Annotated in this window: 9 protein-coding genes; 1 reads left to right on the forward strand and 8 read right to left on the reverse strand. The window is 61.2% G+C overall.

All coding sequences use genetic code 11. From position 1 onward, the window contains the following. Nucleotides 1-275 precede the first annotated feature (275 nt). From VGL22_RS17555 to VGL22_RS17580, 6 genes are all read right to left on the reverse strand, one after another. Entirely contained in the window at nucleotides 276-1,316 is a 1,041-nt protein-coding gene (locus VGL22_RS17555) for a PhoH family protein (RefSeq protein ID WP_465268282.1), read from the reverse strand. Nucleotides 1,317-1,714: 398 nt separating this feature from the next. Next, nucleotides 1,715-2,680 carry a 3-keto-disaccharide hydrolase gene (locus VGL22_RS17560; RefSeq protein WP_465268246.1) on the reverse strand — a complete coding sequence of 322 codons (966 nt, stop codon included), beginning with the start codon at nucleotides 2,678-2,680 and terminating at the stop codon, nucleotides 1,715-1,717. A 51-nt stretch (nucleotides 2,681-2,731) separates the two neighbouring features. After that, complete coding sequence (locus tag VGL22_RS17565) at nucleotides 2,732-4,093, reverse strand: Gfo/Idh/MocA family protein (protein ID WP_465268247.1); 1,362 nt, start codon at nucleotides 4,091-4,093, stop codon at nucleotides 2,732-2,734. Between the two features lie 96 nt (nucleotides 4,094-4,189). Then, a complete protein-coding gene (locus tag VGL22_RS17570) occupies nucleotides 4,190-4,939 on the reverse strand; it encodes an SDR family oxidoreductase (RefSeq protein WP_465268248.1) in 750 nt (249 codons plus the stop codon). A gap of 505 nt (nucleotides 4,940-5,444) precedes the next feature. After that, complete coding sequence (locus VGL22_RS17575) at nucleotides 5,445-6,503, reverse strand: threonine aldolase family protein (RefSeq protein WP_465268249.1); 1,059 nt, start codon at nucleotides 6,501-6,503, stop codon at nucleotides 5,445-5,447. 530 nt (nucleotides 6,504-7,033) lie between these two features. Next, nucleotides 7,034-8,935: a serine/threonine-protein kinase gene (locus tag VGL22_RS17580; RefSeq protein WP_465268250.1), complete on the reverse strand. Its 1,902-nt coding sequence runs from the start codon at nucleotides 8,933-8,935 to the stop codon at nucleotides 7,034-7,036. 128 nt (nucleotides 8,936-9,063) lie between these two features. Between VGL22_RS17580 and VGL22_RS17585 the strand changes: the two genes are divergently transcribed. Continuing rightward, nucleotides 9,064-9,975: an IS1595 family transposase gene (locus tag VGL22_RS17585; RefSeq protein ID WP_465268251.1), complete on the forward strand. Its 912-nt coding sequence runs from the start codon at nucleotides 9,064-9,066 to the stop codon at nucleotides 9,973-9,975. Nucleotides 9,976-10,209: 234 nt separating this feature from the next. Here VGL22_RS17585 and VGL22_RS17590 read toward each other — a convergent pair whose 3' ends face one another. Then, the gene (locus VGL22_RS17590; protein WP_465268252.1) at nucleotides 10,210-10,959 is read right to left on the reverse strand and encodes a hypothetical protein; all 750 of its coding nucleotides are present in this window, start codon (nucleotides 10,957-10,959) and stop codon (nucleotides 10,210-10,212) included. 128 nt (nucleotides 10,960-11,087) lie between these two features. Then, a complete protein-coding gene (locus VGL22_RS17595; protein ID WP_465268253.1) occupies nucleotides 11,088-12,770 on the reverse strand; it encodes a SpoIIE family protein phosphatase in 1,683 nt (560 codons plus the stop codon). Between the last annotated feature and the right edge of the window lie 44 nt (nucleotides 12,771-12,814).

The raw sequence follows: 12,814 nt of genomic DNA on the forward strand, positions 1-12,814 counted from the left end.
CACGAACTGCGTTGCCGGCGCAGGCGACCTACAGAACCGCGGCCAGCTTGGCGATCACCGCATCACCGTAGTCGACGTCTTTCTCTGAGAACTGAGCCTTGCGGGAGACAGAATTGAAATTCAGGTACACTTCACTCTCGTCGTCTCCGTCTCCGAGCCGTGGCGAGAACAAGAAGCGCGCAGAGGTTTGTCTGAAGGCGAGGCATCGCCGCGAGCCCTAACGCAGCGGGCCGCTGATCCGTTCGGATCGGCGGCCCGAGAATGGATGCTCGGTCTTACTGTGGCTTGGCGGGATGCTGCGCCCTCTGCTCGCGCCCTTGTGCCGGCATTTCCATCGAGTCGCCCATGCCCAGCGGCAGTTCCTGCTGCTGCGGCTTGGTGGCGTCGTAGGCCCGCACAATCCTCTGCACCAGCGCGTGGCGCACCACGTCCGAGTCCTCGAAGTGGCAGAACTTGATGCCCTCCACGCCTTCAAGGATGTTGATCGCGTCCACCAGGCCAGATTTCCGCGGATTGGGCAGATCGATCTGCGTGATGTCGCCCGTGATCACCGCCTTGGAGTTGTTGCCCATGCGGGTGAGGAACATCTTCATCTGCTCGGCGGTGGTGTTCTGCGCCTCGTCCATGATGATGAAGGCGTCGTTGAGCGTGCGGCCGCGCATAAAGGCGAGCGGCGCCACTTCGATCACGTTCTTTTCGAGCATCTTGTCGACCTTCTCCGGTTCGAGCAGGTCATACAACGCGTCGTAGAGCGGACGAAGATAGGGATCCACCTTCTCCTGCAGGCTGCCAGGCAGAAAGCCCAGCTTCTCGCCGGCTTCGACCGCCGGACGAACCAGCACGATACGGCTCACCTTTTTGGCATTCATGGCGCTTACTGCCATCGCAACTGCAAGGTATGTCTTGCCTGTACCCGCCGGCCCCACGCCGAACACCATGTCGTTCTGCTCGATTGCCTCGACGTACTTGCGCTGATTCACTGAGCGCGGCTGCACCACGCGCTTCACGCCCGTGGAGCGCGCCTTGCCGCTGTCTGCCAAGCCCTTCAATGTGGTTGCCGGGTCGGCTACCACCAGCTTGAGCATGCCGTTCAGTTCGCCATTATGGGGGTGAATTCCCTGGCGGCGCAACGCTTCAAAATCCTGAAACACGCCCCGGACACGGCTCACGCCGGGTTCCGGCCCTTCCACGTGTACAGCGTCTGATCTGAGGTCGATGCGGACGCCCAGCGAATCTTCCATTAACCTGAGGTTTTCATCACGGGTCCCGAACAGGGGCTCAAGGTTTGGCGTGATCTCCAGAGCGATTTTCAAGATTTCGAAAGCCCTCCACGGCGTCTGGTTAAGTCGTACGTTGTGAATACCTTGCTCGTTCCCGGCTGGCGGCGCACCCACCAGCGAGACGAACAAAAGGAGCTACTGCATTGGATGCCGCAGGGGGCGCGCTCGCTACAAGAGGAACGGAAAACATCCGCCTCGTGCATTGCTCAAGCGCAATGGGCCCTGGGTTTTCGGGGAATTTCCGGCCGGCGCTGCGCAAGCCTGAGCCGGGGCTCATGCCTGCCTTGCGAGTCGGCGAATTGGTGTGCGCGACCAAGTAAGGTATCTGCGCTAGAGAGTAGCCCGACTCCTGTCCGCAGTCAACGGGGTATGCTGTGAATTTTCGGGGTTTATTCCGGGTTTCTCGGTACTTTCGTGATTCGGGCGGGGCTCTGTCACTTTGTCGGTGTCACCGTGATCTTCCGGAACAGCACATGGCCCTTTTCGCTGCCCTGCAGATAAATGGGACCAGGCTCTCCTTCATGGCTATCGACCGCTCCGCCCGTCAGACCGGGAATCTCCTGGTTATCGATCACCGTGGTCCCGTTCTGCACCACCGTCACACGCCGGCCGATCAACGTGATATCGAAGGTCTGCCACGCATCGGGTGACCGCGCCAGCTCCGGCTTCGGCTCCAGGAAGCCATACACCCCGCCGGTGTGATGGCTTGCAGGCTCGGCCACAGAATCGGTCTCGATCTGCACCTCGTAGCGACCGCGCAGGTACACGCCGGCATTGGACTCTTTGCCGCAATTGAACTCCACGTGCAGCTTGAAATCCTGGAACTTGCGGTCGCTCATGAGCTCCGGCCCGTTCCCCGGAGTCGTCAGGTTTCCGTCCTTCACGGACCAGTCCGGAGGGCCGGCCTTGCTCTGATGCCAGCCCTTCAGGTCCTTGCCGTCAAAGAGCTCAATGGGCTTGCCCCAGTTTGGGGTGCCGGAGCGGTCGAGGGCCGGAGCCTTTACGCCCGTCCACTTCCAGGTTGTTCCGTCCGGGCCTGTGACCGTGCCCGAAAGACTCTCCCCGTTGCGCGCGCCCTGGAAGAGCATGTCGGCGGTAGCGCCTTCCTCTTCCTTGGGCGAGACGAAGGTGATCTCGGTCCCGGCAATGGAAATCTGCGGCAGCGGCCGCGCATTGCCCCACCTCCCGGTGAACAGCGCCGTGAGCTTCCCGTCTTTCTTGCCGATCTCGATCCACGATGGATACTCCTGCCCCGCGGCCTTCAGCGTCAGGTCCCAGCGGCCCAGAAACTGTCCATCCGGATCGGGATTGGGGCCCTGCGCGAAACCGGCGACGGAAAGCGCGCAGGCTATCGCTGCGGCCGAAGCAATCCGCTGAAAATTTCCAAGTCTGACTATCATCGATCCCATGTGCTCCACTCCCCGCGCGCGAAGTTTCTGGCATATTTCTGACTAAACCAGCGACTTGATCGACTGCGATCCTTCATCCCACCGCACCGGCGTTCCGCGGAAATACGACTCGTTTGCCAGATGACAGGCCAGCGCCGCGTTATGGCCGAACACCGCATCCTGCACCACTGGTTTGCGCGACCGCACCGCTTCGAGGAAGTTCCACACATGCGGCCGCAGGTCGTCGTAGTCGTTGCCGTTGATGGTGATGCTCTGGGGCGCTGGCTCTTTCCCCGGCGGCGGATCGTGCTTCTCGTGCCATTCCTTCAGGTAGGCCGCACGCATGGCCCCGGGGTAGCTGGCGGTGTAGTAGCTCGGCGACGAATCCTCGCCTGACTGTGGCGAGTACGTCACCGAAAACTCTTTCAGCTCGATCATCCCCTTCGACCCCTGGAAGCGCGTCACCTCGGCCGACTCGCAGCCCAGGCTCAGCCGCATATACACCGGTATCCCCATGTACTCGAACAGCGCCGCATGCACGTCCGGCATGTTGCGGCCGTCTTTCCAGCGATAGATGCCTCCAAAGGCCGACACGCGCTTAGGCACCTCGTTGATCCCCAGCGACACCTGCATCCCGCTGATCAGATGCACCAGCAGGTCGCCGGCTACGCCGGTGCCGTACTCCTTCCAGCAGCGCCAGCGCGCAAACGCCAGCGGATCAAAGGCTTTCCTGGGAGCCGTTCCCAGCCACGTATCCCAGTCCAGATTCTGCGGCGACAAATCGGGCGGCGGCGGATACTCCCACGCCCCGGTGGGATCATTGCGGCCCATGGTGGCTTCAATCAGGTTCAGATCGCCGATAGCTCCGCCCGCAATCATCTCGTGCACCTTGTGGCACAGCACCGAGCTGGTGCGCTGCGCGCCGATCTGCACAATGCGGTCGGTCTTCTTGGCCGCGGCCACCATCGCCAGGCCATCGGCCGGGGTGTGCGACATGGGCTTCTCGCAGTACACGTCCTTGCCCGCGGCGAGCGCGTCCACCACCACCTGCTTGTGCCAGTGGTCCGGCACAGCAATCAGGATGGCGTCGATGGACTTGTCATCGAGTAGTTCCTGGTAACGCCGCGTGGTCTTGATGGGCTTGCCCACGATCTCGCGCGCCAGGGTGTGCCGGCCGTCGTAGAGGTCGGCAGCCGCCACGCACTCGGTTCCCGGCAGCCCGCATGCGGTGGCCAGCACGCTCGAGCCCTCCATGCCGATGCCCACCATGCCAAAGCGGATACGGTCATTCGGGCCCGCGTAGGCGGCGGCCGCGTAGTTGGGCTCAGCCTCAATGCGAATGGAATTGGGGGCCAGGGCGGCTGCGGCGGCAGCCACCGTCGAGGTCTGCAGGAACCTGCGGCGGGAGAGAAGGGGTTCGGTCATGTCCTTGAATTCCTTCAGGAAAGCACCCAAACCTTCTATCGCTGTGATCTGCGGCTGTCAAGGACTCCTTACGATCGGGACCGCCGCCCGGCCAAGTCAGAAGCTCGAATTCATCCCCTGGAACATTGCGTCGTACTTCCCGTTCTCGGCCGCAAAGCGCAAGCCTTTTACCCGCTCCACCAGGATCTCCGGCGGCGTGGGCTGCTGGGTCAGGAGTGCAATGGTTTCAGAGATGTACTCCTTGAGCGGCATGGCGCGCGGATCTTCCGCTCCGTTCATCAACTCGGTCTGCACGTAGGGCGGAGCAATCTCGACGACCTCGATGCCGCTGCCCTTCAACTGCCAGCGCAGGGACTGTGTATAGGAGTGGATCGCCGCCTTGGTCGCGCAGTAAGTGGGCGTCATCGCCAGCGGCACAAAGGCCAGACCAGAGGACACGTTGATGATGGCGGCTCCCTGCTGCTGCTTCAGGTGCGGCAGCAACGCGGCCGTGAGCCGGACAGGCCCAAGCAGGTTGGTGGCGACGATCGCCTCGGCGTCGGCCAGATCTTCCGGCTGCTCGAGCAGCTTTTCCGCGCGCATGATGCCGGCATTGTTGATCAAGACATTGAGGGCAGGGAACTTCTCCACTGCGCCGGAAGCGAAGGCCCGGATCGATCCTGGCTGCTCCACATCCAGAGTCAGCGACTGCATCCCCGGATTGGCCGCCGTGGTCTCGTCCAGAGCCTTCTGACGCCGCCCGGAGATGATGACCTGATTCCCCAAAGTATGTAGAGCCTCTGCCAGGCCGCGGCCTATTCCCGAACCGCCGCCCGTGATAAGAATTGTGTTGCCGGAAGGGTTCATGCACACGTTCTCCTCAAGTCATCATAGGATGGCTGCCTGGGGCGTCTGGCTTCAGTTTTGTGATTGCTGTGTGAAGTGACTGAGATCACTTCACCGTGCGTAGAACTCGCAGACAATGGCAATGCTGAGACCCGGATTAGCAGGGTTTCTCTTCAGCAGGAGCGGCAGCAGTGACGGGCCAGGTTCTGGACATCTCGAAACACGAAAACACGGTGCGAACGCCGCATCCTCAGGGCCCAGGACGGTCTGCCCGGCTCTATCGGTTCCCCGCAGGCAAGTGCGTTATGCCCGTTCCCCCGCCTCCGCCGGTACACTCACGGAAATTCAAGATCCGACTGCACCTGATGATCGAACTCACCATCGGCCTGATGTTATGGCTGATCTGGTTCATCTGGCGCCTGACGCACTGACACCTCACGCATTGATCAGTTTGCCCTCAGCTTATCCCCCGACTCGCGCAGCGGTGGTGCAGACCGACTGACTTTGCGGGCACCCTGAGCGGCTCCTAGGCAGCGCAGGCGCGCAGATCGCGCACCAACTCGTCGACCCGGCTCAGATCCGAATCCCACGCAAACATGAATCGCGCCGCTCCGCCGATGAAGGTGTAGAAGCGCCAGCCGCGGTCGCGCAGATTGTTCAGGATTCGGTCTGTGCTGAGGATGAAGACCGCGTTGGCGTCGACGGACGAGGCGATGCGCACGCCGGGAACGCCGGCGATCTGCCCGGCGAAGTAGGCGGCGCAGCGGTTGGCGTGCCTGGCATTGCGCAGCCAGGCGCCGGACTCCAGCATGCCCACCCAGGGCGCCGAAAGGAACCGCATCTTGGAGGCGAGCTGCCCCGCCTGCTTGCAGCGGTAGTCGAAGTCGGCGGCCAGCTTGTGGTCGAAGAAGAGGACGGCTTCGCCCACGGCCAGCCCGTTTTTGGTGCCGCCAAAACACAGCACGTCTACGCCGTTCTTCCAGGTCATTGCGGCGGGCGAGGCGCCCAGGCGCGCGCAGGCGTTGGCGAAGCGGGCGCCATCCATGTGCAGCGAGAGGCCGTGCCGCTTGCTGGCTTCAGAGATCGCGCCCAGCTCGTCGAGAGAGTAGACGGTGCCCATTTCGGTGGACTGGGTGATGGTGACGACGCGCGGCTTGGGATAGTGAATGTCCTGGCGCTTGGTGGCCAGCTCGTGGATGCCGGCGGGGGTCATCTTGCCGTCTATGGACTGCGCCACCAGCAGCTTGGAGCCATTCGAGAAGAACTCGGGCGCGCCGCACTCGTCGGTTTCCACGTGCGAGGCGTCGGCGCAGATCACGCTGTGATAGCTCTGACAGAGCGACGCCAGAGCGAGCGAGTTGGCGGCTGTGCCGTTGAAGACGAAGAACACGTCACAGTCGGTCTCGAAGAGCTCGCGGAAGGCGTTGGAGGCGCGTTCGGTCCAGATGTCGTCGCCGTAGGCCGGCGCGAAGCCGCGGTTGGCCTCGTCCATCGCGGCCCAGGCCTCCGGGCAGACGCCCGCGTAGTTGTCGCTGCCAAACTGTTGCGGAAGGACATCAGGATACGTGGAAACGGCTGTGCTCATGCTGGTTCAAGGATATCGCCCGGGTAATGAGAGGGGGTGCGCATACCGGGAAGGAGCTGTGGCTGGGAGCGATTCCTGTATTTACTGAATGATTAACATAGTGGCGGGGCAGCTTTGTTTACCTTCGCTCAAGAATCTTTAGTAACATGCCTCAAAAAGCGAATCTAGAACGAAACCCTTATTTGGACTTGCTGGGGTTACAAACTTTATTTTGAAGGAGTTATCCAAAAATCTTGTCAAGCCCCTCTGTGGAAAAAATTTGTGTTAAATTGGTTGATTTTATGGTTAACAGCGATGGGGTTCCCGGATCGCGCGGGAACCCCATCGAGACTAAGTATGCCTCAGATGAGGAATGGAGCGCTGTGAGAGCCGTCACAGAGGGAAAGGCAGGGAAACAGGGAAACAGGGAAACAGGGAAAGAGGGAAAGAGGGAAAAGGGAAAAGGGAAAAGGGAAACAGGGAAAAGGCAATAGGCAATAGGAATCAGGCAATAGGAAAACGCACTGACCACTGATCACTGACCACTGTTCCTAAAACATCATGGCGTCGGGGCCGACGGTGAGGGTGATTCGTGTGCCGGGCTCAAGTAATGACGAGCCCGGGGTAGGTTGTGGCAGGACCTGGGCGGTCAGCAGCGCTCGTTTGCCTACGGAAAGATCGGCGCTCACGCTGTTGGAAGCGACGGCGGCGGTTCCTCCCGAGGCGACCAGGCGCAGGAGATGCCTGCCGCCGGGCACGATGAATCCCGAATAGCTGTTCTGCATCTCGGCGGTGCCGCTCCAATAGGGTTTTCCGTCCACCTGAAGCGATACGGGCAGACCAGAAGGCAGAGCGTCCAGGTCGAGCCTCAGGCGCCCGCTGCGGCTGGGGTCCAGCCCATGCGGATTGAAATCGGTTTGTGTGCTGCTGGAGCCCAGTTTTGGTCCGGCGGAAGGCGCGCTTGCGCCGGCCTGCTGCTTTCCGGTGGCGGCCTCCTCGAGCGATCGCTGCACGCGGTCCTGAAGCATGTAGCGGATGACAAACACCGCCACTACCGCGATGAGGATCCACACGATGAGCGAGAAGCCGCGCTTTTTCGCGGGCTCTTCCTGGTCGGCTGCAGACTTGACCGTAACCGTGGGTTTGCGCGCGGGCAGTTCGTTTGCGCCGGTACGGAAGACCGCTGCCGCCGCGGCGCCTCGCGCGGGAGCAGGCGGCCGCGCCGGTGCGTTCATTGCCGCTGGCGAAGGACGAACTCCCAGCGGCATGGATTGAGAGACGGCGGTGGCGGTGCGGGGAGCGGCCAGTGGTCCAGCTGCGGGCTGCGGTCCGGCTGCGGGCTGCGGCCTGGTGGCGGATGGCTGGGCAGGCGTCAAGGGCCGCGGCGCCGGCGGCTGAGGAGCCGCAACCGGCGGCGCCGGTGGAGTGTAGGCTCCCGCGGCAGGCGCTGGCGGCGGATACGAGGTTTGCGGTGGGTCGTGGCTGGGGAACGGCTGCCGCTGCGGTGCGCTCACTGTGGGGCGCGGCGGCGTGGGCGTCACATCCACGGTTCCGTCGCTGCGATAGCCGGTCATGGTAGCGTACGCGGGATAGGCTGCCGGGGGACTGATGGTCTGGCTGGCAAAACGCACCGCGGCGAGCGCGCCGGCCAGTTCTTCGCCGGTCTGGAAGCGCTCCGCGGGATTCTTGGCGAGGCAGCGCAGCAACACCGCTTCCACGCCCTGGCTTACGGCCGGATTCAGCCGCGAAGGCGGAATGGGCTCGGTGTGCACAATCTTGTAGGAGACGGCGGTGAGAGTCTCGCCCAAAAAAGGCTGCTCGCCGCATGCCATGCGGTAGAGAATCACCCCCAGCGAAAACAGGTCGGTGCGGCCGTCGATGGGTGCGCCGGTGAACTGTTCGGGCGGCATAAAAGCCGGCGTGCCGAGCAGTTGTCCGGTGGTGGTGACCTCGCCGCCGGCCAGCTTGGCCACTCCGAAATCGGTGATGCGCGGCCGCTCCGCCCCATAGATCTCGCGCGAGGTCATCAGGATGTTGGCGGGTTTGATGTCGCGGTGGATGACGCCGTTGCGGTGCGCGAACCCGAGGGCGTCGGCGATGTTCTGGCCGATCTCGCAGACCTGGTCAAGGGAGTAGCGGGTACCGTTCTTGAGGCTATCCGCCAGGTTCTGCCCCTGTACCAGTTCCATCACCAGGAAGGGGATGCCGTCGTCTTCTCCAGCATCAAACACCGGCACAATGCCGGGATGCGCCAAGGCGCCGGCGGCGCGCGCTTCGCGAAAGAATCGCTGCCGATATTCGTTGGTCTGGTCGCCTGCCAGGGCGGCTGAAAGGATACACTTTAACGCGACCGGACGCCCCATTACGGGATCGTGCGCGCGATAGACCGCACCCATAGCGCCGCGCCCGAGTTCACCAACTATCTCGTATCGTCCTATGCGTTTGCGGTCCATTGATTCGTCCGGAGCGGGGTCTGTTCAATCTAACATGCCCGGATAGCTGAGTCCTAACCAAAGGGAATTATATACTTGACTCCCTCGCCCAAAAAGCGTAATAATTTAGAACAGTAGAGGGAACTTAGATGAGCAAGAGCACGATTTCAACCTTTGAACTCTTTGCACTGATTCCAGATCAGGAAACCGCTCGGATGTATCTGGAATCGAGGCTTTGGCCGAACGGCGTTACCTGCCCCACATGCAGCGGCAAAGACCGCATCACGACTCGCAAAGGCGGATACTACCGCTGCAACAAGTGCAAACTAGACTTCACCGTGCGCACTGGCACGATCTTTGAGCGTTCACACGTGCCGCTGCACAAGTGGGTATATGCGATGTACCTAGTCGTAACGGCCCGCAAGGGCATCTCTTCAATGCAGCTTGCCAAGGAAATCGGCATCACGCAAAAGTCTGCTTGGTTTGTTCTCCAGCGTCTCCGCGAGGCTTGCGCCGGAAAGATGGACAAACTGTCTGGCATCGTGGAAATTGATGAGACTTACGTGGGCGGCAAGGAAGCCAACAAGCACGAGTCCAAGAAACTGCACGAAGGGCGCGGCCCGGTTGGCAAGAAGGCCGTTATAGGGCTTCGCCAGCGAGGCGGACGTACGATCGCTATGCCGATTGATGCAACCGACAGGGAGACACTTCAAAACGCCATCTATGACAACGTGGAACTTGGTTCGACCGTGATGACGGATGAAGCCATTGCCTACAAGGGGCTGGTATTCCTCAACCACGAATCAGTGAACCATCTGGCTGGGGAATATACGCGCGGTGCAGTATCAACAAACGGGATCGAAAGCGTGTGGGCACTATTGAAGCGCGGCATCTACGGAACGTGGCATCAGGTCAGCGTGAAGCATCTAAACCGCTACGTGGATGAAGTGGCATTTCGCCTGAACGCAGCCAAGGTGACACGGCACACTCTCGACAGGCTTGATAGCTTCGTGGATGGCGTAGACGGGAAACGGCTCACGTATGCGAGGTTGATTGGATGAAGGAAATTCCAGACGCGCTAAACAAAATGGTGGATACCGTGCTGGCCTATCGTCCGAAGCCTAAGACGAAGGCCGCACGTAAGCGCAAGAGGCGGAAACTCAAGCAGCAAAAGGCGAAGTAGATTTGTCGGGCCGAATTCTACTTGGGTCGCACCCCTTGTAGTTTTCACATCACCCTAGCCGCATTATATGCGCGGCGGAAGGGTAGATGTGCTCATTCTCTGGTTTTTACTTTCAATTGGCTTTTGCCGATCCAATGATTGTCTTCATGGATGTTGGCTCCATGGAATAAGCCTCTTCGGTGAAAACATCCTTTCCCCATACCGGATAGGTCAGCTTGATGCGAATACAGACCGTCCCTTTCGCCTGCTGGCACGCCTGTATTTCTTCCAGAGTAAGCGATCTGTTGAACGGGATCATATAGCGAAGTCCCGGACGTCCGGGAGGAATAGTCAACTCGTCTCCCCGGTAATAAAGGGCATCTGCGGAAAACCTGAATGGAACACCCGAAAATTCGAGCCAAGTTTCGGGGATGACCTTGTAGGCGGGAATTCCGCCACTGTTATAGAACTCAGCATGAAATGTTATAAATCTTCCGCCAGTTGCCTGCATCCATGGTGTGCCACCAGATCCGGCCATCGAAGAAAACCCGCTGATCGAGAGGCGCGGCCTAAGGCTCTCCTCCTGAATTCCGATCTGTTTTTTGATGGAGCTATTCTGACGAGAGATTACGATCAGCGTCCCCAAGCTTACAAGCGTGTAAGCAATCGTGGTCCACATGGTATACCAGCCTGGATCGGTATAGTTCTCGTTTTGATGGGACTGGTCTTCGCGTGGCCCGCTTGGAATGCCACGCTGGACAGGCAGATTTTCTGGAAACGCCTGTTGTTTTTGCCCGCCATTCTTTTGGAGTGGGCCGGATACGGGATTTTGTTTACTGGCAGGCTGTTGCCATAAGCAAAAACAAAGGAGAATTGCGAGCATGCCCAGCATTCTAACCCAAAAAGGGAGTCAAGTATATAATTCCCTAACCAAACCCCTTCGGAAGCGCTACCGGCAGAAGGCTCAATCCCGCGCCGGCCGGGGGCCGGAGTTTGGGCATTCCGCCGCTCTCAGGCTGCCGGCGGCGTGCGGTAACGCAGAATCAGCATGGTGACGTCGTCAGAAGGCTCGGCGCCGCGCGTGAAGTGGTTCACCCGGCTGAGAACCGTATCGAGAAGCTCTTCCACCGGCTTGTCGGTTGCGTCCGCCACAATCTCGCGCAGACGCCTGGTTTCAAGCAATTCGCCTTCGGGATCCTGCGCCTCGGTCACTCCATCGGTAAACAGGACCAGCGTATCGCCGGGGTCGAGGCGTGTCTGGGCCGCGGTTACCTGGGCGTCTTCAAGAATGCCGATGGGGAGCGAGCCCTGGTTGTAAAGGTCCGAGACGTTGTCTTTGCGAATGAGCAGCGGCGAGGGATGCCCCGCGCGCATGTAGTCGAGCGTGCCGTCGGGCGCCAGGATGCCGAAGAACATGGTGACGTAGCGTCCTACGGCAGTGTGCTCGCAGAGGAAGAGGTTGACGTGGTTCAGCACCTTCACCGGATCCACGCCGAGGGTCATGCCGGAGAGCGCTCCCTGCAGCATGGTGGTGACCAGTGCCGCGCCCAGGCCGTGTCCGGCTACGTCGGCAATGAGGAACGCGGTGCGTTCCCCCAGCGGAAATACGTCGAAGTAGTCGCCGCCCACGGCATGGCAGGGGATCTGCTTGCCGGAGAGCTCCACATGCGGAAAGTCGCGCAGGCCGTGGGGGAGCAGGCCCTGCTGGATCTGGTAGCCGATCTCCAGCTCTTGCTCCATGCGCTGGCGCTCGCGTTCGCGCTCCACCAGGCGGGCGTTGTCAAGGATGCTGGCCGCCTCGCCGCCTAACGCGGCCAGAATCTGGCAGTCCATGTTGGAGAAGGCGGTGGGGCCGCGGGAATCAAGGTAAATAGCCCCCAGTAACTGGCCGGCGGGCGAGGGGCTGGTCTGTTCCGCGGTGGCGCGGGAGACCGGGTAGAGCGGAATGGCCACGATGGCGCGAAGCTGCTGCGCCATGATGCTCTCCGCCGCCTGCAGGTCGAGGCCGCCGATGCTGATGTCGTCCGTAATGATGGGGGAGCGCTGCTGGATGGCCTGGCGCAGCGCAGTCTGGCTGGGAGCAATGCCCTCCGGCGAGAGGTCGTGCTTGTTGGAACTGCGGGCCAGGCGGACCTTGAGCACGCCCTGCGGATCTGGTTCAAGGAGCACCCCGCGGTCGGCATGGGTGAGGGAGATGGCGTGGTCGAGCATGGTGGCCAGCACGGACTCGAGGGGCAGCGAGGAGTGCAGCAGGGAAGTGGCTTCAAGGAGGAGATTGAGATTGGCGAGGCCGGCGGAACTGGAGCTGCGGTTCATGGAAGACATGCTGCCGAGGCGCGTGAGCATGCCTTCGACCGAGTCCTGTGCGGCCGAGGTGCGGAAGGTGATGCGGTAGGAGTCGTCGAGGCCGAAGCCGATCACGTCGCCATCGTGAAGGTCGCGGCGCTCCACGCGGATGCCGTTCACGAACACGCCGTGGCGCTGTCCCCGGTCTTCGACGCGGAACGTGCCGTTCTCCTCAACGAGGGCCGCGCAACTGCGCGAGATGCGTGGGTCTTCCAGCAGGAGGTGGTTGCCGCTCTCCGCGCCGCGGCCTATGAGGAATGGGGAGTGGGAGACGGGCACAAACTCGGGTATCGAGCCGGGGCGTGCTACTTCAAGGATCGCTTCAGTGGTCAACGCAGGCACAGGCATGGGGTCGAGTCGAATCTTATCACCGAGGCGGAAATGCGGTTGCG

This window comes from Occallatibacter sp. (assembly GCF_036502485.1).
Classification (GTDB): Bacteria; Acidobacteriota; Terriglobia; order Terriglobales; family Acidobacteriaceae; genus Telmatobacter.

Bases quoted from the DNA above. Each gene is read 5' to 3' on its own strand.
- VGL22_RS17590 (WP_465268252.1), bottom strand. From the start codon at position 10,959: ATGCTCGCAATTCTCCTTTGTTTTTGCTTATGGCAACAGCCTGCCAGT.
- VGL22_RS17585 (WP_465268251.1), top strand. From the start codon at position 9,064: ATGAGCAAGAGCACGATTTCAACCTTTGAACTCTTTGCACTGATTCCA.
- VGL22_RS17595 (WP_465268253.1), bottom strand. From the start codon at position 12,770: ATGCCTGTGCCTGCGTTGACCACTGAAGCGATCCTTGAAGTAGCACGC.
- VGL22_RS17565 (WP_465268247.1), bottom strand. From the start codon at position 4,093: ATGACCGAACCCCTTCTCTCCCGCCGCAGGTTCCTGCAGACCTCGACG.
- VGL22_RS17580 (WP_465268250.1), bottom strand. From the start codon at position 8,935: ATGGACCGCAAACGCATAGGACGATACGAGATAGTTGGTGAACTCGGG.
- VGL22_RS17570 (WP_465268248.1), bottom strand. From the start codon at position 4,939: ATGAACCCTTCCGGCAACACAATTCTTATCACGGGCGGCGGTTCGGGA.
- VGL22_RS17560 (WP_465268246.1), bottom strand. From the start codon at position 2,680: ATGATAGTCAGACTTGGAAATTTTCAGCGGATTGCTTCGGCCGCAGCG.
- VGL22_RS17575 (WP_465268249.1), bottom strand. From the start codon at position 6,503: ATGAGCACAGCCGTTTCCACGTATCCTGATGTCCTTCCGCAACAGTTT.